This window comes from Streptomyces sp. NH27 (assembly GCF_056859195.1).
This window is the reverse complement of the sequence record NZ_JACEGK010000007.1, coordinates 16728-40500: the sequence shown is the minus strand read 5'-3', so window position 1 is coordinate 40500 and position 23773 is coordinate 16728. Positions and strand designations below refer to the sequence as shown.

The 23773-nt window shown below is 72.0% G+C and carries 25 protein-coding genes; 14 read left to right on the top strand and 11 right to left on the bottom strand.

The genetic code is table 11. From position 1 onward, the window contains the following. Both AC13HU_RS01715 and nucS read right to left on the bottom strand, forming a co-directional pair. Window positions 1–333: hypothetical protein (locus tag AC13HU_RS01715; protein ID WP_483039882.1), on the bottom strand; the 333-nt coding region annotated here is incomplete at its 3' end. A gap of 53 nt (window positions 334–386) precedes the next feature. Beyond that, window positions 387–1049 (bottom strand): endonuclease NucS, encoded by a 663-nt coding sequence (gene nucS / locus AC13HU_RS01710; RefSeq protein WP_483039881.1) that lies wholly within the window; start codon window positions 1047–1049, stop codon window positions 387–389. A 229-nt stretch (window positions 1050–1278) separates the two neighbouring features. Here nucS and AC13HU_RS01705 point away from each other — a divergent pair, with 229 nt between their 5' ends. Next, entirely contained in the window at window positions 1279–1671 is a 393-nt protein-coding gene (locus tag AC13HU_RS01705; protein ID WP_483039880.1) for an SCO5389 family protein, read from the top strand. A 162-nt stretch (window positions 1672–1833) separates the two neighbouring features. Here the strand turns inward: AC13HU_RS01705 and AC13HU_RS01700 are convergent, their stop codons facing one another. Further along, complete coding sequence (locus AC13HU_RS01700) at window positions 1834–2859, bottom strand: LLM class flavin-dependent oxidoreductase (protein WP_483039879.1); 1026 nt, start codon at window positions 2857–2859, stop codon at window positions 1834–1836. A gap of 312 nt (window positions 2860–3171) precedes the next feature. Here AC13HU_RS01700 and AC13HU_RS01695 point away from each other — a divergent pair, with 312 nt between their 5' ends. After that, on the top strand, window positions 3172–3483 hold the full coding sequence (locus AC13HU_RS01695; protein WP_483039878.1) for an ATP/GTP-binding protein: 312 nt from the start codon (window positions 3172–3174) through the stop codon (window positions 3481–3483). Window positions 3484–3563: 80 nt separating this feature from the next. Here AC13HU_RS01695 and AC13HU_RS01690 read toward each other — a convergent pair whose 3' ends face one another. The 5 genes from AC13HU_RS01690 to mce form a co-directional block, all read right to left on the bottom strand. Further along, a complete protein-coding gene (locus AC13HU_RS01690) occupies window positions 3564–4337 on the bottom strand; it encodes an ABC transporter permease (RefSeq protein ID WP_483039877.1) in 774 nt (257 codons plus the stop codon). Between the two features lies 1 nt (window position 4338). Then, window positions 4339–5520 carry an ABC transporter ATP-binding protein gene (locus AC13HU_RS01685; protein ID WP_483039876.1) on the bottom strand — a complete coding sequence of 394 codons (1182 nt, stop codon included), beginning with the start codon at window positions 5518–5520 and terminating at the stop codon, window positions 4339–4341. 109 nt (window positions 5521–5629) lie between these two features. After that, the gene (locus tag AC13HU_RS01680; RefSeq protein ID WP_483039875.1) at window positions 5630–6568 is read right to left on the bottom strand and encodes a cellulose-binding protein; all 939 of its coding nucleotides are present in this window, start codon (window positions 6566–6568) and stop codon (window positions 5630–5632) included. Between the two features lie 105 nt (window positions 6569–6673). Continuing rightward, window positions 6674–10231 (bottom strand): polarized growth protein Scy, encoded by a 3558-nt coding sequence (gene scy, locus AC13HU_RS01675; RefSeq protein WP_483039874.1) that lies wholly within the window; start codon window positions 10229–10231, stop codon window positions 6674–6676. A gap of 239 nt (window positions 10232–10470) precedes the next feature. Continuing rightward, window positions 10471–10920, bottom strand: coding sequence for a methylmalonyl-CoA epimerase (gene mce, locus AC13HU_RS01670; RefSeq protein ID WP_483039873.1), 450 nt, complete (start codon window positions 10918–10920; stop codon window positions 10471–10473). A gap of 137 nt (window positions 10921–11057) precedes the next feature. Between mce and AC13HU_RS01665 the strand changes: the two genes are divergently transcribed. Then, complete coding sequence (locus tag AC13HU_RS01665) at window positions 11058–12269, top strand: acetyl-CoA C-acetyltransferase (protein ID WP_483039872.1); 1212 nt, start codon at window positions 11058–11060, stop codon at window positions 12267–12269. Between the two features lie 195 nt (window positions 12270–12464). Then, window positions 12465–13403 carry a methylmalonyl Co-A mutase-associated GTPase MeaB gene (gene meaB, locus AC13HU_RS01660; RefSeq protein ID WP_483039886.1) on the top strand — a complete coding sequence of 313 codons (939 nt, stop codon included), beginning with the start codon at window positions 12465–12467 and terminating at the stop codon, window positions 13401–13403. A gap of 77 nt (window positions 13404–13480) precedes the next feature. Here the strand turns inward: meaB and AC13HU_RS01655 are convergent, their stop codons facing one another. Continuing rightward, window positions 13481–14800: an MFS transporter gene (locus AC13HU_RS01655; protein ID WP_483039871.1), complete on the bottom strand. Its 1320-nt coding sequence runs from the start codon at window positions 14798–14800 to the stop codon at window positions 13481–13483. A 70-nt stretch (window positions 14801–14870) separates the two neighbouring features. Between AC13HU_RS01655 and AC13HU_RS01650 the strand changes: the two genes are divergently transcribed. After that, window positions 14871–15857 carry an ArsR/SmtB family transcription factor gene (locus tag AC13HU_RS01650; RefSeq protein ID WP_483039870.1) on the top strand — a complete coding sequence of 329 codons (987 nt, stop codon included), beginning with the start codon at window positions 14871–14873 and terminating at the stop codon, window positions 15855–15857. A gap of 71 nt (window positions 15858–15928) precedes the next feature. Here the strand turns inward: AC13HU_RS01650 and AC13HU_RS01645 are convergent, their stop codons facing one another. Together AC13HU_RS01645 and AC13HU_RS01640 are read right to left on the bottom strand one after the other, a co-directional pair. Next, window positions 15929–16222: an MTH1187 family thiamine-binding protein gene (locus tag AC13HU_RS01645; protein ID WP_483039869.1), complete on the bottom strand. Its 294-nt coding sequence runs from the start codon at window positions 16220–16222 to the stop codon at window positions 15929–15931. Continuing rightward, the gene (locus AC13HU_RS01640) at window positions 16219–16599 is read right to left on the bottom strand and encodes a DUF3817 domain-containing protein (protein ID WP_483039868.1); all 381 of its coding nucleotides are present in this window, start codon (window positions 16597–16599) and stop codon (window positions 16219–16221) included. The genes AC13HU_RS01645 and AC13HU_RS01640 overlap by 4 nt, the downstream gene beginning before the upstream one ends. Before the next feature lie 248 nt (window positions 16600–16847). Here AC13HU_RS01640 and AC13HU_RS01635 point away from each other — a divergent pair, with 248 nt between their 5' ends. From AC13HU_RS01635 to AC13HU_RS01595, 9 genes are all read left to right on the top strand, one after another. After that, window positions 16848–17711: a DUF2127 domain-containing protein gene (locus AC13HU_RS01635; protein WP_483039867.1), complete on the top strand. Its 864-nt coding sequence runs from the start codon at window positions 16848–16850 to the stop codon at window positions 17709–17711. 3 nt (window positions 17712–17714) lie between these two features. After that, window positions 17715–18353 carry an AIM24 family protein gene (locus AC13HU_RS01630; protein ID WP_483039866.1) on the top strand — a complete coding sequence of 213 codons (639 nt, stop codon included), beginning with the start codon at window positions 17715–17717 and terminating at the stop codon, window positions 18351–18353. Beyond that, the gene (locus tag AC13HU_RS01625; protein ID WP_483039865.1) at window positions 18353–19003 is read left to right on the top strand and encodes an AIM24 family protein; all 651 of its coding nucleotides are present in this window, start codon (window positions 18353–18355) and stop codon (window positions 19001–19003) included. Before AC13HU_RS01630 ends, AC13HU_RS01625 begins: the two co-directional genes overlap by 1 nt. 20 nt (window positions 19004–19023) lie before the next feature. Beyond that, window positions 19024–19731 (top strand): AIM24 family protein, encoded by a 708-nt coding sequence (locus AC13HU_RS01620; RefSeq protein WP_483039885.1) that lies wholly within the window; start codon window positions 19024–19026, stop codon window positions 19729–19731. A 116-nt stretch (window positions 19732–19847) separates the two neighbouring features. Further along, complete coding sequence (locus AC13HU_RS01615) at window positions 19848–20330, top strand: MarR family winged helix-turn-helix transcriptional regulator (protein ID WP_483039884.1); 483 nt, start codon at window positions 19848–19850, stop codon at window positions 20328–20330. Between the two features lie 98 nt (window positions 20331–20428). Continuing rightward, window positions 20429–20935, top strand: a complete 507-nt coding sequence (locus AC13HU_RS01610) for a MarR family winged helix-turn-helix transcriptional regulator (protein WP_483039864.1) — start codon at window positions 20429–20431, stop codon at window positions 20933–20935. 225 nt (window positions 20936–21160) lie between these two features. After that, the gene (locus AC13HU_RS01605; RefSeq protein ID WP_483039863.1) at window positions 21161–21505 is read left to right on the top strand and encodes a DUF3817 domain-containing protein; all 345 of its coding nucleotides are present in this window, start codon (window positions 21161–21163) and stop codon (window positions 21503–21505) included. Between the two features lie 120 nt (window positions 21506–21625). Further along, window positions 21626–23353 carry a coenzyme B12-dependent isobutyryl-CoA mutase large subunit gene (icmA, locus tag AC13HU_RS01600; RefSeq protein WP_483039862.1) on the top strand — a complete coding sequence of 576 codons (1728 nt, stop codon included), beginning with the start codon at window positions 21626–21628 and terminating at the stop codon, window positions 23351–23353. A gap of 122 nt (window positions 23354–23475) precedes the next feature. Beyond that, window positions 23476–23646, top strand: a complete 171-nt coding sequence (locus AC13HU_RS01595; protein ID WP_483039861.1) for a DUF397 domain-containing protein — start codon at window positions 23476–23478, stop codon at window positions 23644–23646. The last annotated feature ends 127 nt before the right edge of the window (window positions 23647–23773 follow it).

Below are 23773 nucleotides of genomic sequence, written 5' to 3'. Positions count from 1 at the left end.
GCCCACCACTCCGCCGACCACGCCCCCCACCACTCCGCCGACGACACCGTCCGAAACCGACAGTCGGACCGCCGGCGCGCCCGCCACCGTGCCGGACACGCCCACACCATCCGACACGCCCTCCGACCCGACCTCGGCCACCTTCGAGTCGCCGACCCCGTAGCCGAAGGACCGTCCCGCCCCGGGGCAGCGCACGGCGAGCAGCCCCGACAGGGGCGCGGGGAACTGCGCGACAAGCCCTCCACCGGCGGGTGGTCCGGGAGCCGACAGGACGGGGCAGCCCGGGCGGGCCGGGTGGACCACTTCCGGGGAACTGCGCGACAAGCCCTCCACCGGCGGGTGGTCCCTGAACCGGCGGAACCGCCCACCCTGGCGGGTCAGGGGCCCTAGAACAGGCGGAGCTTGTCGTCCTGGATGCCGCGCAGCGCGTCGTAGTCCAGCACCACGCAGTCGATCCCGCGGTCGGTGGCGAGGACCCGGGCCTGCGGCTTGATCTCCTGTGCCGCGAACACGCCCTTCACGGGCGCGATGCGGGTGTCGCGGTTGAGGAGTTCGAGGTAGCGGGTGAGCTGCTCCACCCCGTCGATCTCGCCGCGCCGCTTGATCTCGATCGCCACGGTGGTGCCGTCGCCGTCGCGGCAGAGGATGTCCACCGGGCCGATCGGCGTGGGGTACTCGCGCCGGATCAGGGTCCAGCCGGCGCCGAGGACCTCCATCCGATCGGCGAGCAGCTCCTGCAAGTGCGCTTCGACGCCGTCCTTGATGAGGCCGGGATCGACCCCCAGTTCGTGCGACGAGTCGTGCAGGATCTCCTCGATCGAGATGATCAGTTGCTCGCCCGCCTTGTTGGTGACCGTCCACACACCGTCGTCGCCCTCCTTGAGCGAGCACGGCGGGGACATCCAGTTGAGCGGCTTGTAGGCGCGGTCGTCCGCGTGTACGGAGAGGCTGCCGTCGGCTTTGAGCAGCAACAGCCGTGTGGCGGAGGGGAGATGGGCGGAGAGCCGACCGGCGTAGTCCACGGAGCAGCGGGCGATCACGAGGCGCATGGTGCGCAACGCTATCCGACCCCGCCCCCGCCCGGAAAATTGGCCGGTTGTGGGTGCTGCCGCCTGGTGCGGCTGCGCAGGTGACGCCTACGGTTGATGTACCGGGGCCGACATTCAGCAGCTTGGGGCGGCCTCCGGGCAACAGGTCCTCCCGCACGGCGCTTCCGGCCGTGCGTGGTGCCCGCAGACCCCCGTCCCCTTCGGACGCGTGGTCACGAGAGGAGTATCCATGTCGCTCGACGTCTCACCGGCCCTTCTCGAACAGGCCGAGCGAGGCGAGGTCGACGAGCAGGAGTTCGTCGACTGCGTCCGGACGTCCCTCCCTTACGCGTGGGAGATGATCAGCTCGCTGGTGGCGCAACTGAAGGTCGACGGAGGGGAGTTCGCCGACAACCAGGTGCCGCCGCCGAGTGAGAAGGAGCGCGGCCAGTTGCTTCGCGCGCTGGCCAGCGACGCGATACGCGGCGCGCTGCAAAGGCACTTCGGGGTGCGGCTGGCCTTCCAGAACTGCCACCGGGTGGCGGTGTTCCCCTGGGACCCGGCGGTGGAGCGCAGCTACGACAAGTTCACCTCGTTGCGGTCCCAAGTGCTCAACCAGTCGCCGGAGCTGCGGGACTGCTGAGCCGGCCGCGCTGATCGGCCCGTTCGCGGGGCCGGTCGGCGTCCCGCCCGCCGCTGGTGGGCGGCCCGGCCGTGAACGATCGACCAGGGGGCGGCCGGCCCGAACGATCAATGGCGCCGTGCACAACCAGGCGTGCTCCCGTGACCGGCTCTCCGCACCGGATCAGGCCAGTTCCGGGAGCACGTCGCCGCCCAGCCGGGCGACGTTCTCCATGGTCGCGTCGAGGTCGCCGGAGCCCTCGGCGAGCAGCGCGAATCGGGTGATGCCGGTGCGTTCGGCGGTGGCGGCCAGCCGGTCGGCGCACAGCCGCGGCGGCCCCACCGGGTGCAGGGCGCAGAGCAGTTCGGTGTATCCGTGCGGGTCGCGCATCGCGCGCGGGCTGCCGTCGTAGGTGAGGTGCGCGGACAGGCCCTGCTGGAGCCAGCCGGGCATCGCCTTCGCCAGCACCTCCACGGCGTCCGCGCGGGTGTCGGCGACCTGCACCACTCCCGCGGAGACGTGGTCGGCCGCCGTGACCGCGTCCGGCGGGTGCCCGGCGGCGAGCGCCGCCTGTTGCCACATCGCGACCATCGCCGCCTTGTCGTCGTCGCCGCAGTGCATCCCCAGCAGCATGGGCAGGCAGCGCCGGGCGGCCTCCCGTACGGTCCCGGGGGAGGTGCACGCCACCACCACGGGTGGGCCCGGCCGCCCGTCGAGTTCGTCCGGCCGCGGCACCACCGCCACCTCGCGGAAGGCGTACCGCGGGCCGCGGGCCTCCACTGCGGGCTCGCGCAGCCAGCGCATCAGCAGGTCGAGCGACTCGGGGAAGCCGCTCTCGAAGGCGTCCAGCCCGGTGCCGAAGACCTCCAGGTCCACCCATGGCCCGCCGCGTCCCACCCCGAGGGTGAAGCGGCCGCCGGAGGCGAGGTGCAGCAGCGCCGCCTGCTCGCCGAGCGCGACCGGATGGACGTTGGGCAGCACACTCACCGCGGTGCCGACCCCGATCCGGGAGGTGCGGCCGAGCATGATCCCGGCAAGGGTGACGGCCGACGGGCAGACGCCGTACGGCACGAAGTGGTGCTCGGCCAGCCACACCGAGTCCAGCCCCGCAGCCTCCGCCGCGTCGGCCGTGGATATCGCCCGGCTCAGCGCCTCGCCCTGGCCCTGACCGGGGAACTGGGCTGCGAGTACGAACGTCCCAACGCGCATCACGCACTCCCTCTTTTCCCGTCCAACGCCTGGCACGTGCCAAGGGCACGGCCTCTGCCGGGAGTTTTCATGATTTTCGGCAGCCGATGCGCGGGCGGTGAGCGGCGGGAGTGCGGCCGGTGCGCGGGCAACGGGCGGGCGGTGCACGTGCGGTGAGCAGCCGGTGTGCGGGCGGCGGGCCGCGCGCGGGTGTTCCGCCGGGCCCCGGTCGTACGCGTAACCTGGAGGGACGGTTCGGCCCCGGCGGCTCGGACCGGTCCGCTGTCGAACCAGTGCAGCCCGGGGCCTGGCCGGGCAGAGCGCGAGGTGTCCATGTCGCCGCGACGTAACCGCCCGTACAAGTCGGCGCCCGCGCAGGAGCGGGAGTCGGGCTTCGGCAGCGGCCAGACCGAGGAGTGGCAGGGCGAGGAGTGGGTGGTGCGGCCGATCGCCGGCAGCGCCTCCGCGAAGCACTACCGCTGCCCGGGCTGCGACCAGGAGATCCCGCCCGGCGTCGGCCACGTGGTGGCCTGGCGGGAGTACGGCGGGGTGGACGACCGCCGGCACTGGCACCGCGCCTGCTGGAACGCGAGGGACCGCCGCACCAGCAAGGTGCAGCGGTCCCGTAACGCACCGCGGTACTGAGCCAGCTTTCACTCGTTCGGGTGACGCGTCGCGTGGTCTGACGCACCGTCACGAACGCCTGGTGGTGCGCGGACCCGGGCTCAGGCGTCGCGGCGCTTGAGCACCACGTAGCCGCCGAGGAGCACCGCGATCACCCACAGCGCCATGATGCCGATGCCGCCCCAGGGGCCGTACGACGTGTGGTGGTCGGAGTCCGGCACCACCTGCATGATCTTCTGCCCGGCCTGGTCGGGGAAGTAGCGGGCCACCGACTTGACCTTCGGCACCGCGCTGAGGATCGGCGAGACCAGGAAGAAGAACGGCATCAGGATGCCCAGTCCCAGCATCGGGCTGCGCAGCATCGCCGCGGTGCCCACGCAGAACAGCACGACCAGCGTCATGTACAGCCCGGCGCCGAACACCGCGCGCAGCACGCCGTGATCGCTGATCGAGGCGCTGTGCGAGCCGAGCAGCGCCTGCCCGACGAAGAAGGTCAGGAAGCTGGTCAGCATGCCGACGACCAGGGCGAGCAGCCCGGCGACCGCGACCTTCGAGGCGTAGAAGTGACCGCGCTGCGGCACCGCGGCGAGCGAGGTGCGGATCATGCCGGTGCTGTACTCGCTGGAGATCACCAGCACGCCGAAGACGATCAGCGCGAGCTGGCCGAGGGTCATGCCGAAGAAGCTGGTGTTCGTCGGGTCGAAGGTCGCCTTGTCGGACGGCGACATCGAGCTCCACTGGCTGTTGAAGACGGCGCTGATGATCGCGCCCAGCGCGAGGGTGACCAGGAAGGCCAGCGCGAGTGTCCACACGGTGGAGCGCACCGATCGGATCTTCGTCCACTCCGACTGGAGGACGGCGGAGGTCGAGGCCATGTCAGTGCCCCTTCTTCTTGCCGTTGTCACGCCACTGCGCGCCCCACCCGGGGGCCGCGGGAGGTGCCGGCGGGACCGGCGGCGCCGCCTGACCACCCTGGCCCTGCTGCCCGCCCTGCCCCTGCGGTGCCCCCTGCCCGGGCATGGTGGGGGGTGCGTACGGCGAGGTGCCGTAGGGCGAGGCGCCGTACGGTGGCTGGCCCGCGGGCGCACCGGGCTGCCCGGTACCGCCGCCCGGCACCGGAGCCCCGGGCCCGGCGACCGGCCCGGGGCCGATCTGGCCGTGCGCGTGGTACTCCACCGACTCCGCGGTGAGCTGCATGAACGCTTCCTCCAACGACGCCCGCTGCGGGCTGAGTTCGTGCAGCACCAGCTGATGCTGCGCCGCGAGTTCGCCGAGCGCGGCCGCGTCGCCGTCCGTGATCTCGAACGCGCCGTCGCCGGTCTCCACCGCGGTGTAACCGGCCTTGCCCATGATGTCCTTGAACCGCTCCTGCTGCGGTGTGCGCAGCCGGACGTAGGACCGCGAGTTCTTCTCGATGAAGTCGGACATCGACGTGTCCGCCATCAGCCGGCCGCGGCCGATCACGATCAGGTGGTCGGCGGTCAGCGCCATCTCGCTCATCAGGTGGCTGGAGACGAAGACCGTGCGGCCCTGGGCGGCCAAGCCCTTCATCAGGTTCCTGATCCAGTGGATGCCCTCCGGGTCCAGTCCGTTGACCGGCTCGTCGAACATCAGGATCTCCGGGTCGCCGAGCAGCGCTCCGGCGATGCCCAGCCGCTGGCCCATGCCGAGCGAGAAGCCCTTGGAGCGCTTCTTCGCCACCGCGCTCAGGCCCACCGTCTCCAGCACCTCGTCCACCCGGTGCTTGGGGATGCGGTTGGACTGCGCCATGCACAGCAGGTGGTTGTACGCGGTGCGGCCGCCGTGGATCGCCTTGGCGTCCAGCAGGGCGCCGATGTACTTCAGCGGCTCGCTGAGCTGTGCGTAGTGCTTGCCGTCGATCCGGACGTCGCCACTGGTCGGGTTGTCCAGCCCCAGCAGCATCCGCATCGTCGTGGACTTGCCCGCGCCGTTCGGCCCGAGGAAGCCCGTCACCACGCCGGGGCGCACGGTGAAGGTCAAATGGTCGACTGCGGTCTTGTCCCCGTACCGCTTGGTGAGCCCCTGCAACTCAATCATGGGCCCGAGGTTACTTCAGACGGCACAACCCCCGCCCGAGGAGGGGCGGGGGTTGTGGAAAACGTGCCGCCGGCCGGGGCGGAGCCGTCGGCCGGGGCGGAACCGCCGGTCAGCGGGACTGCTGGGCCGGGACGCCGCGCGAGACCGGCTCGTCGTCGGCGGGGGAGGTCGCCGCGGCGACGGCCGCACCCGTGAGCGTGGCCAGCATCTCGCGCACGTTGGTCAGCTGCGCGTTGATGCTGTCGCGGCGGTTGGTGAGTGCCGCCAGCTCGCGCTCGGACTCGCTGCGGATCCGGTCGGCCTTCGCGTTCGCGTCCGCGACGATGTCCTCGGACTGGCGCTGCGCGGTCTCCACCGTCTGGCGGGCCCGGCGCTCGGCGTCGGTGCGCAGCTTCTCCGCCTCCAGGCGCAGCTGTTCCGCGCGGTGCTCGATCTCCGCCAGCCGCTTCTCCGCCTTCGCCTGACGGGACGCCAGGTCCCGCTCGGACTGCTCGCGCCGCTTGGCGAGGTTGGTCTCGAAGTCCGCGGCGGCCTGGGCGGCCTTGGCGCGGGTCTCCTCGAACAGCGCATCGGCCTCCTCACGCTTGGCCGAGGCGTCCTTCTGCGCGTCCGCGCGCAGCTGCGTCGCGTCGCCCTTCGCCTTGTCGACGATCCGCGAGCCCTCGTCCTCGGCCTTCGCCTTCCGGTCGGAGGCGTAGGACTCGGCGTCGCTGCGGACCTGGGCGGCGGCCGACTCGGCCAGCTCGCGGTGCTGCTCGGCCGCGCGGCGGGCCTCCTCGCGCAGGTCCTTCGCCTCCTCCTCGGCGAGGCGGAGGATCTTCTCGACACGGGCACCGAGACCGGCGTACGACGGCTCGGAGTCGGTGACCTGGGCCTGGGCGTTCTGGGTTTCGAGGTGCAGTTCCTCGATTCGCTTCTCCAGCGCGGTGATCCGGGTCAGCGCGCTGTCACGGTCGGCGACGAGCTTGGTGATGCGGTCGTCCACCTGACCGCGGTCATATCCGCGACGCACGAGCTCGAAGCCGAAGGGGGAGGAAGTGTCGCTCATGGGGTTCCTGTCGATGATTCAGACCGGTGAGGTGATAGAGGGAATCCTAGGGGGCGCGGCGGCGTGTCACCGAGCCATTGCGTATTCGGTATGGAGAATGTCCGCTCAATCGAGTGGAGCCTCGTCGGAACGCTTGCCGCTTGTACGGGTGGTGGGTGCGCCCGCGCCGGCCGCGACGGCGCTCTTGCCGGACCCGCCGCCGGGCGCCTCGAACGACTCCAGCGCCTCCAACACGTCCTGGACACGGGAGATTTCCGCGTTGATGTCCTCTCGGCGGCGCACCAGGACCTCCAACTCCCTTCTGCCCTCCGCCACGATGCGCTCGGCCTCGGCGCGTGCCTCGCCCTTGACCCGCTCCGCCTCGCGTTCGGCCGTGGACTTCTTCTGCTCCGCCTCCTTGAGCAGGCCCTCGACCTTCTTCACGGCGGCGATCCGCACCTTGCTCGCCTCGGACGTGGCGGTGCTCTTGATCTCGGCGGCCTTCGCTTCCGCTTCCCCCAACTGCTCGGTCGCGGCGGCCACCAGCTTGTCGACCCGCTCGCCGACCACCTTCATGGCCTCGGCGGCTTCCTTGCGGGCCCGCTCGTGCAACTCCTCCACCTCGGACTCCACCCGGCGGCGCAACTCCGCAGTGCGGTTCCTGGTGTTGGTGGCGTCGTTGCGCGCCTCGCCCAGTAGCGTATCGGCGTCGGTGCGGGCCCGCTCCACCGTCCCGTTGCCCTCGTTGGTGGCCTCGTTGACGATCCGCTCCGCCTCGGTGCGGGCCGCGCCGACCATCGCGTCGGCCTGCTGCTCCGCCGCGGTCTGCGTCTTGACCGCCTCCGCCTGCGCCTTGCCGATCAACTCGTCGGCCTGCTCGGCGGCTTCGCTGCGCCGCTTGTTCGCCGCCTCGCGTGCCTCGTCCAGGATGCGCTGGGCGTGCGTACGGGAGTCCTCGGCGGTCCGTTCGGCGTTCGCGAGCGCGTCCCGGGCCTGGGCGCTGAGGCGTTCGGCCTCCTCGCGTGCCTTGCCGACGAGTTGGTCGGCCTGGTTCGCCGCGTCGGTGCGCATCCGGTTCGCGTCGTCGCGCGCCTCGGAACGCAGCCGGTCGGACTCCTCGATCGCCTCGCCGACCGTACGGTCGGCCAACGCGCGGGCCGCCTCGGCCTCCTCGGCCGCCTCCCGGCGGACCCGGGACGCGTCCTCACCGGCCCGCTCCCGCTCGGAGTTGGCGTCGGAACGCAGCCGGTCCGCCTCGCCCTGTGCCTCGGCGCGCAGCCGCTGGGAGGCGTGCTCCGCGGCCGACCGCAGCCCGGCGACCTCCTCCTCGGCCTCCTGACGCAGCCCCGCGACCGACTCGCGCACCTGCTGCGCGGTGCCCTCGGCGGTGGCCACCAACTCCGCGGCCCGCTGGTCCGCTTCGGCGACCAGCCGGTCCGCCTCGACGCCGGCGTCCTCCACCCGCTTGCGGGCGGCGGCCAGCAACTCCTCGCTCTCCCGGCGGGCTTGGGTGCGCTCCTGCTCGGCCTCGGTGCGGGCCGCGCCCAGCACCTCCTCGGCCTCCCGGCGGCGGCGGGCCGCCTCCTCCTGGGCCGCGCCCAGTGCCTCGGCGGCCTCCACCGCGATCCGCTCGGCGGCGGCCGCGGCCTCCGCGCGCAGCCGGTCCGCGGTCTCCTGCGCCTCGGTCCTGCGCTGCTCGGCGTCGGCGGCTGCCTCGGCCTGCAACCGTACGGCGACGGACTCGCCCTCCGCGCGGCTCTGCGCCGCGTCCGAGGCCGCCTCGTCGCGCAGCCGTACCGCCTCCGCCTCGGCCTGCTCCTGCACGACGCGGACCCGCTCGGCCGTCTCGCCGCGCAGCCGCTCGGCCTCCTCGCCGGCCTCCGCGCGGACCTGGTCCGCTTCGGCGCTGGCCTCGCGCAGCACCTGCTCGGCACCGGCGACCCGCGCCTCGGCCTCCTCGCGCAGCCGGACCAGGTCGCCCTCGGCCTCCTCGCGCATCCGCGCGGTGACCGCCTCGGCCTCGGTACGGGCCTGCTCGGCGGTCCGCTCGGCCGCCTCCTTGGCCGCCTCGGCCTGCCGCCCGGCCTCCGCGTGCAGCTCGTCGGCCTCCGCGCGGGCCTGCCGCAGTGCCTCCTCGGCCTTGGTGTTCAGCGCCGAGGCCCGCTCCACGGACTCCGTGCGCATCCGGTCGGCCTCGGCGGCCGAGCCCTGCCGCACCTCGTCGCCGTCGGCCTTCGCCTTGGCGAGCAGCTCCTCGGCCTTGCTCGCGGCCTCCTCGATCTGCTGTACGGCCTCGCGCCGCGCCTCGCCGCGGATGCGCTCGCCCTCGGCGACCGCGTCGGCCCGCAACTGCTCGGCCTCGCCGCGCAGCCGCCGGGCCTCCTCCTGGAGCTCGACGGTCCTGGCGCGGTACTCCTCGGTGTCGTCCTGGGCGGCGCCGCGCAGCTCCTGCGCCGACGCCTCCGCCTCGGCGCGCAGCCGCTCGGCCTCGTCGGCGGCCTCGCGCCGGATGCGCTCGGCCTCGTCGGCGGCTGCCTTCGTGGTGGAGCGGGCGTCCTCGGACGCCTTGGTCAAGATCTCCTCGGCGGACCTGGCCGCCTGGGCGAGCTGCGCGGCGGCGTCCTCGGTGGCCTTGGCGCGGGCGGTCTCCTGCGCCTCGGTCCTGATCCGGTCGGCCTGCGCGCGGGCGTCGGTGACGGTCTGCTCGGCCGCCTCCTTGGCCGACTCGGCCTCCTTGGTGGCCTCGCCGACCATGCGGGCGATCTCGGCGCGCGCGGTCCTGGTGCGCTGCTCGTTCTCGCTCTCGGTGGCCGCCAGCCGCTTCGCGGCGCCTGCCGCGGCCTCCTCGCGCAGCCGCTCGGCCTCGGTGCGGGCCTGCCGCAGCGTCTCCTCGGCGGCCCTGGCCCGCTCGTCGGCGAGCCGGGACAGCTCGGTGGCGCGGGTCCTCGCCTCGTCGGACTCGCTGCGGGTGGTGGTGCGCAGCTGCTCGGCCTCGGTGGTCGCCTCGGTGGCCTGCGCGGAGGCGGTGGCCAGCAGCCGCTCGGCGTCCGCGCGCGCCCGGCGCAGCAGCTGCTCGGCCTCGGTGCGGGCCGACTCGGCCTCCGCGGTCAGTCGCTGGCTGGTCTGCTCGGCGATCCGGGTCGCCTCGGCCCGGGCGGCGGTCAGCGCCGCCTCGGACTCCGCGCGGGTCTCGTCCAGCAGCCGCCGGGCCTGCGACTCGCTGCGGGCCCGCAGCTGCTCGGCCCAGGCCACGTTCTCGTTGACGTGGGTCTCGACGGTGGCGCGCCGCTCGGCCAGCTCGTCGTCGAGCTGGCGGCGGCGGGCGATCGCCTCGGTGTGCCAGTCCGACTCGAACCTGGCCTGGTGCTCGGCCTGTTCCTGGAGCAGCCGCTGCGTCTGGGCGCGGGCCTCGCGCAGCTCCCGCTCGGCGTCGGCGCGCAGCTGGTCGGCCTGGATCTGGGCGTTGCGCAGCAGCTGGTCGGCCTGGTGGCCGATGTTGTCGTAGGCGGGACGGGTGGCGAGATTACGGCGCGCCTCGTGCAGCTTGGCGCGCAGCACCTCGACCTGGTAGCCGAGGTCGTCGGCGTGATCGACGGCCTTGCCGCGCTCGGTACGCAGCCGGTCCATCTCGGCTTCGAGTCGAGAGAGCTGGTCGTCAGCCCGGTAGCTGTCGTTGCCCCGCACTCTGCGGTCCCATCGGTCTCCTGGCGTACTCACCCGCCAACCGGGTGAGATTCTCCGTAACTCGGTTGAAGAGAACAGAGCTGTACGAAGAATGGTGTCAGATCAACGTCACAGAGCGGGAGCGTACCCAGGAGCGTGCTCCCGGCCGCCCACCCCGGTCGGCCTCGGTCACTCTACCGGGCGGCACCGGGGTTGGGTCAGTGGTCTCGGGCCTGTTCGGCGGTCCCGAGGCCGGATCGCTACGCCTCGTCCTCGGCGTCGGGGGTGCCCGGGGCGGAGGTGACCAGCTCGGTGAGCACGCCGTGGCAGTCCTTGGGGTGCAGGAAGGTGATCCGCGAGCCCATGGTGCCGTGCCGCGGCTGCTCGTAGAGCACCCGCACACCCTTGTCGCGCACCGCCTCGGAGTCGGTGTCGACGTCCCCGGTGCCGAAGGCGATGTGGTGCACACCCTCGCCGTTCTTCGCCAGCCACTTCCCGACCGCGGAGTCCTCCCGGGTCGGCTCCAGCAGCTGGAGGTAGGAGGCGCCGCCGTCGTCCGTCCCGCTGATCCTGATCATCGCCTCGCGGACGCCCTGCTCCTCGTTGACCTCGCTGTGCTCCACCTCGAAGCCGTACGTGGCACGGTAGAACTCGACGGTCGCGTCCAGGTCGAAGCAGGCGATCCCGATGTGGTCGATGCGCGTCAGCATGCACACAGTTCACCGCACCGGCATGTGGTCACGCAACGTGCGCGCCGTCACACGTTCCGCCTCGTGACCCGGCGACTACCGGTCAGTACATTGACGGTAACCCTCGTTAACTTCTCTTCAGCCGAAGGGGCCGCAGCATGACCAGTCAGGAAGCCCGCACCTCCGTGATCGTCGCCGGCGCCCGCACCCCGATGGGGCGGTTGCTCGGCAGCCTGCGCACGTTCTCCGGCGCCGACCTTGGCGGCGCCGCGATCAAGGCCGCGCTGGACCGGGCCGGCATCGCCGGCGACCAGGTGGAGTACGTGATCATGGGGCAGGTGCTCCAGGCCGGCGCCGGCCAGATCCCGGCCCGGCAGGCCGCGGTCAAGGGCGGCATCCCGATGAGCGTTCCCGCGCTCACGGTGAACAAGGTGTGCCTGTCCGGTCTCGACGCGATCGCGCTCGCCGACCAGCTGATCCGGGCCGGCGAGTTCGAGATCGTGGTGGCCGGCGGCCAGGAGTCGATGACCAACGCGCCGCACCTGCTGCCCAAGTCCCGCGCGGGCCACAAGTACGGCGCGATCGAGATGCTCGACTCGATGGCGCACGACGGGCTGACCGACGCCTACGACGAGATCGCGATGGGCGCGTCCACCGAGCGACACAACACCCGGCTCGGCATCGAGCGCGCCCCGCAGGACGAGTTCGGCGCGCTGTCGCACCAGCGCGCCGCGGCCGCCCGGAAGAACGGCCTGTTCGACGCCGAGATCACCCCGGTGGAGATCCCGCAGCGCAAGGGCGAGCCGGTGATCGTCGCCGAGGACGAGGGCATCCGCCCGGAGACCACCGCGGAGTCGCTGAGCCGGCTGCGGCCCGCCTTCGCCGACGCGAACGGGGCCGGCACCATCACCGCCGGCACCTCCTCGCAGATCTCCGACGGGGCCGCCGCGGTCGTCGTGATGAGCCGCGCCAAGGCGGAGGAGCTGGGCCTGTCCTGGATCGCCGAGATCGGTGCGCACGGCAATGTGGCGGGGCCGGACAACTCCCTCCAGTCCCAGCCGTCGAACGCGATCAAGCACGCGCTGCGCAAGGAGGGGCTGACCGTCGACGACCTCGACCTCATCGAGATCAACGAGGCGTTCGCCGCGGTCGCCGTCCAGTCCATGAAGGACCTCGGCGTGACACCGGAAAAGGTGAACGTCAACGGCGGCGCGATCGCCCTCGGTCACCCCATCGGCATGTCCGGCGCCCGTATCGTGCTGCACCTGGCGCTCGAGCTGAAGCGGCGCGGCGGCGGCACCGGAGCCGCGGCCCTGTGCGGCGGCGGCGGCCAGGGCGACGCCCTGATCCTCCGGGTGCCGGGCAACTGACGGGAAAAGGGTGCCCACGGTCGGCTGACGGAAGAACGGTGGCTACGGGCGAGTGAGCCAAAGGTCGCGCCGGTGTCGAAAGGAAGAACACGCGCAGTGAGCGAGGGACGAGCGAGCGAGCATGATCGACCGTCGACACCGGGTCAAAGCGACCGGCGGCGAACCGAGCCACAAAAAGCAGCGGACGTCCAGACGCTGGTGGAGCAGGCGCGGGAGGGGCGGCCACGGGCGGTGGCGCGGCTGATCTCGCTCGTGGAGGGCGGCTCCCCGCAGTTGCGCGAGGTGATGGCGACGCTCGCCCCGCTGACCGGCGGAGCCTACGTCGTCGGGCTGACCGGCTCACCCGGCGTCGGCAAGTCCACCTCGACCTCGGCGCTGGTCACGGCGTACCGCAGGTCCGGCCGCCGGGTCGGGGTGCTCGCGGTCGACCCCTCCTCACCGTTCTCCGGCGGAGCCCTGCTCGGGGACCGGGTCCGGATGTCGGAGCACGCGTCGGACCCGGGCGTCTACATCCGCTCGATGGCCACCCGCGGCCATCTCGGCGGCCTGGCCTGGGCCGCCCCGCAGGCCATCCGGGTGCTGGACGCCGCCGGGTGCGACGTGGTGCTGGTGGAGACCGTCGGTGTCGGCCAGTCCGAGGTGGAGATCGCCGCGCAGGCCGACACCTCCGTGGTGCTGCTCGCCCCCGGCATGGGCGACGGCATCCAGGCCGCGAAGGCCGGCATCCTGGAGATCGGCGACGTCTACGTGGTGAACAAGGCCGACCGCGATGGCGCCGACGCCACCGCCCGCGAGCTGAACCACATGCTCGGCCTCGGCGAGGCCCGCGCGCCCGGCGACTGGCGGCCACCGATCGTCAAGACGGTCGCCAGCCGCGGCGAGGGCATCGACGAACTCCTCGACGCCCTCGACAAGCACCGGGGCTGGATGGAGGAGCACGGCACCCTCGTCGAGCGGCGCCGTACCCGCGCCGCCGGCGAGATCGAGAACATCGCCGTGACCGCGTTGCGCCGCCGGATCGGCTCCGTGCACGGCGACGCCCGGCTGTCCGCGCTGGCCGGGAAGGTGATCGACGGCGCGCTCGACCCGTACGCGGCGGCGGACGAGCTCATCGCGGGGCTGACACAGTCGTAACGCGGGGCCGGCGGACGCGGGGCCGGCGGAGTCGTGGTGCGGCGGGGCCGACGGATGCGTGGCCCCGGCCCAGGGCCCTACGCCGGTTCGCCTGCCGCGGACGCCGCCGATTCCCGCACCGCACCGGTCCTGCGCACCGACCTGAGCACCATGAACACGCCGGCCGTCCCGATCAGCCCGGCGCCGGAGATGACCGCGTACGGCGGGACCACCTCGGCGACCGCGCCGCCGACCATCAGGCCGACGCCCTGGAGCGTCATCAGGCCGGTGCCCAGCAGCGTCATCGCCCGGCCGCGCATGTCCACCGGCACCGCCTGCACGAACCAGCGGTCCATGCCGAGCGCGTAGGCGCCGCACAGCCCGGTGAGCACCAGCAGCCCGACCGACAGCGGCAGCGGGGGATGGACGAAGAAGGCGGCCATCGGCAGCAGCGAGACGGCCGCCAGCGGCAAGGTGATCCGGGCCCTGGCCTCCGGGCCGAGCAGCGACCCGGCCGCCATCTGACCGACGACGGTGCCGGCCGGCATCGCGGCCAGGAAGATGCCGTAGCCGACCGACCCGGCGCCGGTCGCGGCCGCGAACGGCACCGCCACACCGTCGGCGACCCCGAAGAACATCGGCGGCACCCACCACATCAGCAACAGCGCCCTGATCCGCGGGTGCGACAGCAGCCGGCCGCTCGCCGCGAGCGACTCGCGCATCAGTGACGTCCCCCCGGAGCCGCGGGCCGGCCGGCGCAGCGTGCCGAACCGCAGCAGCAGCGCCGAGCAGAGGAACGTGCACACGGTGATGTAGAGGGTCTGCCGCGGGGTGAACCAGGCGACCACCAGACCGGCCACGCCGAAGCCGATGATCTGCGAGGACTGGGAGACCATCGAGATCAGCGAGCGGCCCAGCACGAACAGGTCGCCGGCCAGGATGTCGGACAGGCTCGCCCCGCGGGCGCCGCCGAACAGCGGCGAGATCATCGAGACGCCCATCCGCAGCACCAGCAGCGCGGCGATCGGCATGCCCGGGATCACCATCAGGGCGACGCAGGAGGCCGACAGCAGGTCGCAGGTGACCAGGACCCGCCGGGCGGGGGCGCGGTCGGCGATGCCGGACAGCAGCAGGCCGCTCAGCGCGTACGGCAGCGTGGTCAGCGCGAAGACCAGCGCCGTCAGCAGCGCGGAGCCGGTCTGCCGGAACACCATGACCGCCAGGGCGACTTCGCAGAAGACGGTGCCGAGCATGGAGAGCACGTGGGCGGCGAACATCGCCCGGAACTCCCGGACCGCGAACACGGCGCCGTATCCGGCGCTCGTGTTCTTCTCCCCTTGGGTATCGGGGGAGTTGTCCGAGCCCGCCTGCGAGGAGTGGTTCTCCTCACGAGGCGGGTGCTCGCTGTCCGTTGTCATGACATCACACTGGTGGCACTGGCCCCACCCGTCGTAGTCTTTCGGCTGCCGCCGAATCTTGGGGGATGTGATGTCGTTGCGCGTGCGTTTCGCGGCCGAGGAACTGCTGCGCTGCCGCTTCGCGATATCACCGCTGCGCGAGGCACAAGGGGCGATCAGGGCCCTCTCCCACCCGGACCGGCACGGCTACCACCTTCCGTGGCTGCGCCAGGTCCGTACGGTCGCCGCCGGTCTCGATCTGACCGCGTTCTGGTTGCTCGCGCCGGAGAACGGCCACGGCCCCGACTTCCTCCACCCCGTCCCCGCGATGCCGTTGGCCGCGCTGGAGGACGAGATCGCCGCGATACGGGCCACCGACCCGGAACTCGCCCGGCGGCAGATCGCCGAGGCACTGACCCAGACCCCGGGCGCGAGGGACTCCCGCCGTGGCCGCGCCATGCTCGCCGACCCGGCCGGCACCGTACGGCAGTTGGCGGGGCAGTACGAACACGTGTGGTCCGCGCTGCTCGCGCCGCACTGGCCGCGGCTGCGGGCCGTGCTGGAGGCGGATGTCGCCTACCACGCACGGCGGTTGGCCGACGGCGGCATGCAGCGGCTGTTCACCGGGCTGCACCCGCTGCTCAGTTGGTCGGAGGGGGCGCTGACGGCCGGCGGCGCCCTGCCGGAGGCGCGGGTGCCGTCGTCCAGCGGCCTGGTGCTGGTGCCCAGCGTCTTCTTCTGGCCCGAGGCGGGCAGCGCGTTCGACCCGCCGTGGCAGCCGACCGTCGTCTACCCCGCCCGCGGGGTCGGCGGCCTGTGGGCGCGCACCGGGCCCAGCGCGTCCGACGCGCTGGTCCGGCTGCTGGGCGCCAACCGGGCCGCGATCCTCACCGGCCTCGACGCGCCCACGACCACCACCGCCCTCGCGCACCGGCACGAGCTGGCGATGTCGTCGGTCTCCGCCCACCTCGCGGTCCTGCGCGACGCCGGGCTGCTCAGGTCCCGCCGCTACGGCCATCAGGTGCTCTACGAGCGCACCCCGCTGGGCATCGCGATGGCGACCGGCGGCCTGCTCTGAGCCGAGGGCGCGGCATCACGCCCGCACACCCTCGCACCCTCGTGACGTCACGCGGTCACGCCGTCATGACGTCACTGCGTCAGCAGCCGCTCCACCGTCTCGACCTTCGAGCTGAGCCCGTCCGTCACCGACGGCCGGATGTCGGCCTTGAGCACCAGGGACACCCGGGGCGCGCGGGCCTCGACGGCGGCCACCGCGCGCCGTACGACGTCCATCACTTCATCCCACTCGCCCTCGATCGAGGTGAACATCGCGTCGGTACGGTTCGGCAGCCCGGACGCGCGGACCACGCGTACGGCGTCCGCCACGTATTCCCCGACGTCCTCGCCGACGCCGAGCGGGGTCACGGAGAAGGCGACGATCATGCGGAGGTCACCGGCTCGGCGTCCGAACCGGCCTCGGCCTCGGCTCCGGCCTGCTGGGCCGCCCGCGCCGTCGCCACCGCGCTCTCGCACTCCCGCGCCAGCATCCGCTCCGCGAAGAAGCCGCCGGTGGGCAGCACCGACAGCACCAGGTACAGCGCCGAGCGGCCCAGCGGCCAGCGCGCCCGGTTCCAGGCGTCGGCCCAGAAGAGCACGTAGATGATGAACAGGATGCCGTGCACCATGCCCATCACGGGCACGGCGTTGAAGTCCGTGGTGCTCTTCAGCACCACGCACACCAGCAGGATCACGAAGGACGCCGCCTCGGGGGCGGAGATCAGGCGCAGCCTGCGCAGAGCGGCGGCGGTCTTCAGTTCCACGGGAACCTCGCTGTCGGAACGGTCGTGCGGTGGCGGACGGACGGATGCGAACCTCTTGTGAAGGCGATCACAAACTCTTCTCCATTATCACCGGACCGTATCGATGACCCGTGCCCGGGGTCGGCAACCGTGCGCGGAGCGATAACGTCCCTCTCCACGGAGCGGTGTTCAGCAACGGCGCCGGCGTACCGCCCCGCCACCTGTACCTTCCGTTTCCGAGCGACGATCACCCACGGGGGCCGACACCGATGAGCAGAGACTGGGACCGCAGACACTGCGCCAGCAAGGGCCACATCACCTACGCGCCCGACGAGCCGGGCCTGCGCGAGCGGCTTCAGGCGAGGACCGCCGTAGGCACCGTCTGGCGCTGCCTGCGCTGCGGGGACTTCGTGCTCGGCGATCCGCACGGCTCGGGGCCGGCCGAGGAGGCTCCGCTGGTGCCGCGCGGCCGGGCGCTGCGCGACCTGTTCATCCTGCGCTTCCTCGCCGTCGAGCGGGTGCTGCGCGGGCTGCTGGTGATCCTGGCCGCCTGGGCGGTGTGGAAGTTCTCCAACTCCCAGGACGCGGTGCGCCGGCTCTTCGAGGACGACCTCACCGTCTTCCGCCCGGTCGCCAACCACTTCGGCTACGACCTGGACCACTCCCCGGTCGTCGGCACCATCCAGAAGACCTTCGACTACAAGAAGTCGACCCTGCACGTGGTGGCCGGCGGCCTGCTCGGATACGCCCTGATCGAGACGGTCGAGGGCATCGGGCTGTGGTTCGGCAAGCGCTGGGCGGAGTACCTGGCGGTCATCGCCACCGCCGCCTTCCTGCCGATCGAGGTCTACGAACTCACCGAGAAGATGAGCCCCTTCAAGGTCGGCACGCTGGCGCTGAACGTCGTCGCGGTTCTCTACATCCTCATCGGCAAGCGGCTGTTCGGGCTGCGGGGCGGCCACGCGGCGTTCGAGGCGGCCCGGCGCGGGGAGTCGCTGATCGAGGTCGAGGCGGCGGCGGGCGCGGTGGACACCGCGGGCACGCCGGTCGGCGGCGGGGCGGTCGGCGGGCAGGGCGACGGCGTCAAGGCGCCGCTTCCGGTCCGGCGCCGGTCGTCGGCCGATACCGTGTGAACCATGGCCAACTTCCGGTTGCAGGGCACCCGCGTGCTCGCCGTCGACCTGGCGGGCGACGCGGTCAAGGCGAAGAACGGCGCCATGGTCGCGTACGACGGCGAGATGACGTTCAAGAAGATGACCGGCGGCGGCGAGGGCCTGCGCGGCCTGATGACCCGCCGCATCACCGGTGAGTCGATGGCCGTCATGGAGGTCAAGGGCCACGGCACCTGCTACTTCGCCGACCGCGCCACCGAGATCAACCTGGTCGGGCTGAGCGGCGAGAAGCTCTACGTCGAGGCGTCCAATCTGCTGGTCACCGAGCCGTCGCTGCGCACCGGCACCACCTTCACCGGGCTGCGCGGCGCCTCCCAGGGCAACGGCCTGTTCACCACCACCGTCGAGGGCACCGGCCAGGCCGCGATCATGTCCGACGGTCCCGCGATAGTGCTGCGGGTCAGCGCGAAGACCCCGCTCGTCGTCGATCCCGGCGCGTACATCGCGCACACCGGGGGCCTGCGGCAGCAACTCCAGGCCGCGGTCGGCTGGCGCACGCTGATCGGCGAGGGCTCCGGCGAGAGCTTCCAGCTCCGCTTCGAGGGCGAGGGCCTGGTGTACGTCCAACCCAGTGAGCGCACCACCGTCGGGGGGCAGCTCTAGTGCCGTTCACCCGGATCAACTCGAAGATGGTCGAGGCCGACATCGTGCCCGGGCAGCGGGTGTTCAGCCAGCGCGGCGCGATGCTCGCCTACCGCGGCCGGGTCGCCTTCACGCCCAGCATCACCGGCGGGCAGGGCGGGGTGATGTCCATGATCGGCCGCCGCGTCGCCAACGAGGCCACCCCGCTGATGACCGTGGAGGGCGCGGGCTCGGTGATGTTCGGCCACGGCGGCCACCACATCCACACCGTGGACCTCACCGGCGAGACGCTCTACGTGGAGGCCGACCGGCTGCTGGCCTTCGACGGCTCGCTCCAGCAGGGCACGATGTTCATGGGCTCGCAAGGCGGCGTGATGGGCGTGATCCGCGGCCAGGTCACCGGCCAGGGCCTGTTCACCACCACGCTGGCGGGCAAGGGCTCGGTCGCGTTCATGGCGCACGGCGGCATCATCGAACTCCCGATCACCGGGCGCGGCCCGGTCCACGTCGACCCGCAGGCGTATGTCGCCCACCGCGGCGACGTCCGCAACAAGCTGACAACCGCGCTCGGTTGGCGCGAGATGGTCGGCCGCGGCTCGGGCGAGGCGTTCCAACTGGAGCTGTCCGGCAACGGGATGGTGTACGTGCAGGCGTCGGAGGAGAAGCTGTGACCTATCCGCCCCCGCCCCCGGTGCCGCCCTCGGCGCCGCCCACGCCGCCGGCCGGGCCGGTGATCCACGACGCGTGGACGCTGCCGTCGAACGACAACGTCAACCCGTACGCCTTCAGCGTGGACCTGGACGGCCAGTGGTTCCTGCAGAAGGGGAAGATGATCGCCTTCTTCGGGCAGATCGGCTTCGAGGCGATCGGCGCGGGCCCGCTGGACCACCTCATCGCGGAGAACTTCCACTCGCCGATGCACGCCGCCGAGTGGGTCGTCGCGCAGGGCCGCGGCAAGATGCTGCTCGCCGACCGGTCGTACGACATCAACTCCTACGACCTCGACGAGGGCAACCTCACCATCCGCTCGGGCAACCTGCTCGCCTTCCAACCCGGCCTGTCGCTGAAGCAGTCGATCATCCCGGGCTTCCTCACCCTCATCGGTACCGGCAAGTTCGTGGCCGCCTCCAACGGCGCCGTGCACTTCGTGGAGCCGCCGATCCGGGTCGACCCGCAGGCGCTCGTCGGCTGGGCCGACTGCCCCTCGCCCTGCCACCACTACGACCACGCCTACCTGCGCGGTGTGCTCGGCGGCATCCGGGCGATGACCGGGATAGGGGGCGCGTCGGGCGAGGAGCACCAGTACGAGTTCGTCGGCGCCGGGCAGGTGCTGCTCCAGTCCACCGAGTCGGTGCTCGCCGGACGCGCCACCGGCGCCGGCCCCGAGCCGGGTACGTGACGACGTGGCGCGTCGTAACCTTCGCGACCACGCACTCGTTCCACAGGGTGACCACTCGGCTACCCTGACGATCATTCGAGGGTGCAACTCCCGGTAGCATGGGGGCCATGGGGACCATGGAGACTGAGACCGCGGACGATGCCATCACCTGGCTCAACGAGGACGAACAGCGGGCCTGGCGGCTCCACTTGGACGTCAGCCGCCTGCTCATGTACCAACTTGAGCGCGACCTCCATCCGTTCGGCCTGACCAACAACGACTACGAGATCCTGGTCAACCTCTCCGAGGCCGCCGACCGCCGGATGCGGATGAGCGATCTGGCGAAGCGCACGCTCCAGTCGAAGAGCCGGCTGTCCCACCAGATCACCCGGATGGAGACCGCCGGCCTGGTCCGCCGGGAGGACTGCGAGTCCGACCGCCGCGGGCTGTACGCGGTCCTCACCGACCAGGGCTGGGCCACCATGCGCGAGGTCGCCCCGCGCCATGTCGCCGCGGTCCGGGAGCACTTCATCGACCTGCTCGCGCCCGGGGCGATCTCCGCCTACCGCGAGGCACTCCAGCCGGTGGCCGAGCACCTCCGCGCCGAACGCTTGCGGTAGCGACGGGCGGGGCCGACCGAAGCCGCCCGGTCAAGGCGGAAGTGCCCACAAGATGGACACCGGTGCCCAGTATGTGACCGACGGGTAGGCTCGGGACCGTGCCGAAGCCGTTGAGCCTGCCTTTCGACCCCATCGCCCGCGCCGACGAGCTGTGGACGCGGCACTGGGGCGGCGTGCCCTCGATGTCCGCCATCACCTCCATCATGCGCGCCCAGCAGATCCTGCTCGGCCAGGTCGACGCGGTGGTCAAGCCGTACGGCCTCACCTTCGCCCGGTACGAGGCGCTGGTGCTGCTCACCTTCTCCAAGGAGGGCGAGCTGCCGATGTCCAAGATCGGCGAGCGGCTGATGGTGCATCCCACCTCCGTGACCAACACCGTCGACCGGCTGGTCTCCGCCGGCCTCGTCGACAAGCGCCCCAACCCCAACGACGGCCGCGGCACCCTCGCCTCCATCACCGGCAAGGGCCGGAAGATCGTCGAGTCCGCGACCCGTGACCTGATGGCGATGGACTTCGGCCTCGGCGTCTACGACGAGGAGGAGTGCGGCGAGATCTTCGCGCTGCTGCGCCCGCTGCGGATAGCGGCGGGTGACTTCGAGGGCTGACGCCCGAGCGGCAGGAGTGGGCGGCCGACGGAGGAGGTCGCCCGCGGAGGCTGTGAGCAGGAGGACCGGGCGACAAGGGGTGTGGGCTGACGCCCGAGCGGCAGGAGTGGGCGGCCGACGGAGGAGGTCGCCCGCGGAGGCTGTGAGCAGGGGGACCGGGCGACAAGGGGTGTGGGGTCCGCCCCGGAGTCGGGGGGAGCTTCCGGGCGGTTTACGCTCGTACCCATGAAATCCAGCGTGTTGACCCGCTACCGGGTGATGGCCTACGTGACGGGTGTGCTGCTGATCGTGCTCACCCTCAGCGTCATCGGGGAGTACGTGCTCCACATCGACGGCGCGAGCACCGCCACGGGCATCGTGGGCTTCGCCCACGGCTGGCTCTACGTCGTCTACCTCATCTTCGCCTTCGACCTGTGCACCAAGGCGAAGTGGCCGCTCAGCCGGATGGCCTGGGTGCTGCTGGCCGGCACCGTGCCGACCGCGGCGTTCTTCGTCGAGCGGCGCGTCACCCGCGAGCTGACCCCGAAGGTGATCCACGCCGAGAAGGCCGCCGAGCCGGTCGAGGTCTGATTGATTTTTCGCTCTGACCTGCCGCTTCGCCGCAGGTCAGAGGCACATCCCTCGGGGTTCACCCGGGTGCTGGGCGGCTTCTCGTCGACATTTAGTAGGACGTCCAAGTAAATTTGACGCATGGACGCCCACGAGATCGAGACAGGCCGCCGGCGCTGGCAGGCGCGCTACGACTCAGCGCGCACCCGGGACGCCGATTTCACCACCCTCTCCGGCGACCCGGTGGAGCCGGTGTACGGGCCGCCGCCCGGCGCCGACGTGCCCGGGTTCGACCGCATCGGCTGGCCGGGGGAGTACCCCTTCACCCGCGGCCTGCACGCCACCGGCTACCGCGGCCGGACCTGGACCATCCGCCAGTTCGCCGGCTTCGGCAACGCCGAGCAGACCAACGAGCGGTACAAGATGATCCTGGAGGCGGGCGGCGGCGGTCTCTCCGTCGCGTTCGACATGCCGACGCTGATGGGCCGCGACTCCGACGACCCGCGCTCGCTCGGCGAGGTCGGCCACTGCGGGGTGGCGATCGACTCCGCGGCCGACATGGAGGTCCTCTTCGGCGGCATCCCGCTCGGCGACGTCACCACCTCGATGACGATCTCCGGCCCGGCCGTCCCGGTCTTCTGCATGTACCTGGTCGCCGCCGAACGCCAGGGCGTCGACCCCGGCGTGCTCAACGGCACGCTCCAGACCGACATCTTCAAGGAGTACATCGCGCAGAAGGAGTGGCTCTTCGCGCCCGGCCCGCACTTGCGGCTGATCGGCGACCTGATGGAGCACTGCGCGAGCTCCGTCCCCGCGTACAAGCCGCTGTCGGTGTCCGGCTACCACATCCGCGAGGCGGGGGCGACAGCCGCGCAGGAGCTGGCGTACACCCTCGCCGACGGCTTCGGCTACGTGGAGCTCGGCCTCTCCCGCGGCCTGGACGTCAACACCTTCGCGCCCGGGCTCTCCTTCTTCTTCGACGCGCACCTGGACTTCTTCGAGGAGATCGCCAAGTTCCGCGCCGCCCGCCGGATCTGGGCCCGCTGGATGCGCGACGTGTACGGCGCCACCTCGGACAAGGCGCAGTGGCTGCGCTTCCACACGCAGACCGCGGGTGTCTCGCTCACCGCCCAGCAGCCGTACAACAACGTGGTGCGCACCGCGGTCGAGGCGCTGTCCGCGGTGCTCGGCGGCACCAACTCGCTGCACACCAACGCGCTGGACGAGACGCTGGCGCTGCCCAGCGCGCAGGCCGCCGAGATCGCGCTGCGCACCCAGCAGGTGCTGATGGAGGAGACCGGGGTGGCCAACGTGGCCGACCCGCTCGGCGGCTCCTGGTACGTGGAGGCGCTGACCGACCGGATCGAGGCGGACGCGGAGAAGATCTTCGAACGGATCAGGGAGATGGGCGCCAAGGCGGCGCCGCTGGGGGCGACTTCCGGGCGAAGCTCCGAGGCGGAGTACTCGATCGGGCCGATCACCTCGGGCATCCTGCGCGGCATCGAGGACGGCTACTTCACCGGGGAGACCGCCGAGTCCGCCTTCCGCTACCAGCGGGCGCTGGAGAAGGGCGAGAAGAAGGTGGTGGGCGTCAACTGCCACACCGGCTCGGTCACCGGCGACCTGGAGATCCTGCGGGTCAGCCACGAGGTGGAGCGCGAGCAGGTGCGGGTGCTGGCCGACCGCAAGGCGGCCCGCGACGACGCGGCGGTGCGCGCCGCGCTCGACGCGATGCTCGCCGCCGCCCGCGACGGGTCCAACATGATCCAGCCGATGCTGACCGCGATCCGGGCCGAGGCCACGCTCGGTGAGGTCTGCGGTGTGCTGCGCGACGAGTGGGGTTCGTACACGGAGCAGGCCCGCTTCTGATCGAGCGTCACCCGAACAGATCAACGCCCCCTTCCTCAAGCCGAGTTGATCACGGGATGCTACTGGCGGCAACGCCCGTAATCTCGTACGCACTCAACCGGCATCTCCGAGGAAGGAACCTCGTGTCCCTCGAAGCGACCGTCGGTGACGACGGGATGATCTACATCCGCGAGACAGAGCGGCCCGAGGTGGTGGCGGTGACCACTCCCGTGAAGTGGGAGGCGTTCGTGAAGGGAGTCAAGGCCGGCGAGTTCGACCACTTCGTCGCCGGTGTGGAGGTGGAGGCGGGCTGACGGGTGCGTTCGGCGGCCGGGCGGGATCGGCGGTCGGGCGGCCGGACTCGGGCCGGGCGCCGGGCGCTGGTTGGCAGTTGGCGGTCGCCGCGCCCCGGGCGCGGGACGAACCGGCCGGACGGCCGGC

Bases quoted from the DNA above. Each gene is read 5' to 3' on its own strand.
- AC13HU_RS01690 (WP_483039877.1), bottom strand. From the start codon at position 4,337: ATGGCCTCGACCTCCGCCGTCCTCCAGTCGGAGTGGACGAAGATCCGA.
- AC13HU_RS01630 (WP_483039866.1), top strand. From the start codon at position 17,715: ATGGCCAACTTCCGGTTGCAGGGCACCCGCGTGCTCGCCGTCGACCTG.
- AC13HU_RS01650 (WP_483039870.1), top strand. From the start codon at position 14,871: ATGTCGTTGCGCGTGCGTTTCGCGGCCGAGGAACTGCTGCGCTGCCGC.
- AC13HU_RS01695 (WP_483039878.1), top strand. From the start codon at position 3,172: ATGTCGCCGCGACGTAACCGCCCGTACAAGTCGGCGCCCGCGCAGGAG.
- nucS (WP_483039881.1), bottom strand. From the start codon at position 1,049: ATGCGCCTCGTGATCGCCCGCTGCTCCGTGGACTACGCCGGTCGGCTC.
- AC13HU_RS01705 (WP_483039880.1), top strand. From the start codon at position 1,279: ATGTCGCTCGACGTCTCACCGGCCCTTCTCGAACAGGCCGAGCGAGGC.
- AC13HU_RS01605 (WP_483039863.1), top strand. From the start codon at position 21,161: ATGAAATCCAGCGTGTTGACCCGCTACCGGGTGATGGCCTACGTGACG.
- AC13HU_RS01685 (WP_483039876.1), bottom strand. From the start codon at position 5,520: ATGATTGAGTTGCAGGGGCTCACCAAGCGGTACGGGGACAAGACCGCA.
- AC13HU_RS01700 (WP_483039879.1), bottom strand. From the start codon at position 2,859: ATGCGCGTTGGGACGTTCGTACTCGCAGCCCAGTTCCCCGGTCAGGGC.
- AC13HU_RS01665 (WP_483039872.1), top strand. From the start codon at position 11,058: ATGACCAGTCAGGAAGCCCGCACCTCCGTGATCGTCGCCGGCGCCCGC.
- AC13HU_RS01680 (WP_483039875.1), bottom strand. From the start codon at position 6,568: ATGAGCGACACTTCCTCCCCCTTCGGCTTCGAGCTCGTGCGTCGCGGA.
- AC13HU_RS01635 (WP_483039867.1), top strand. From the start codon at position 16,848: ATGAGCAGAGACTGGGACCGCAGACACTGCGCCAGCAAGGGCCACATC.
- AC13HU_RS01615 (WP_483039884.1), top strand. From the start codon at position 19,848: ATGGAGACTGAGACCGCGGACGATGCCATCACCTGGCTCAACGAGGAC.
- AC13HU_RS01655 (WP_483039871.1), bottom strand. From the start codon at position 14,800: ATGACAACGGACAGCGAGCACCCGCCTCGTGAGGAGAACCACTCCTCG.
- AC13HU_RS01645 (WP_483039869.1), bottom strand. From the start codon at position 16,222: ATGATCGTCGCCTTCTCCGTGACCCCGCTCGGCGTCGGCGAGGACGTC.
- icmA (WP_483039862.1), top strand. From the start codon at position 21,626: ATGGACGCCCACGAGATCGAGACAGGCCGCCGGCGCTGGCAGGCGCGC.
- mce (WP_483039873.1), bottom strand. From the start codon at position 10,920: ATGCTGACGCGCATCGACCACATCGGGATCGCCTGCTTCGACCTGGAC.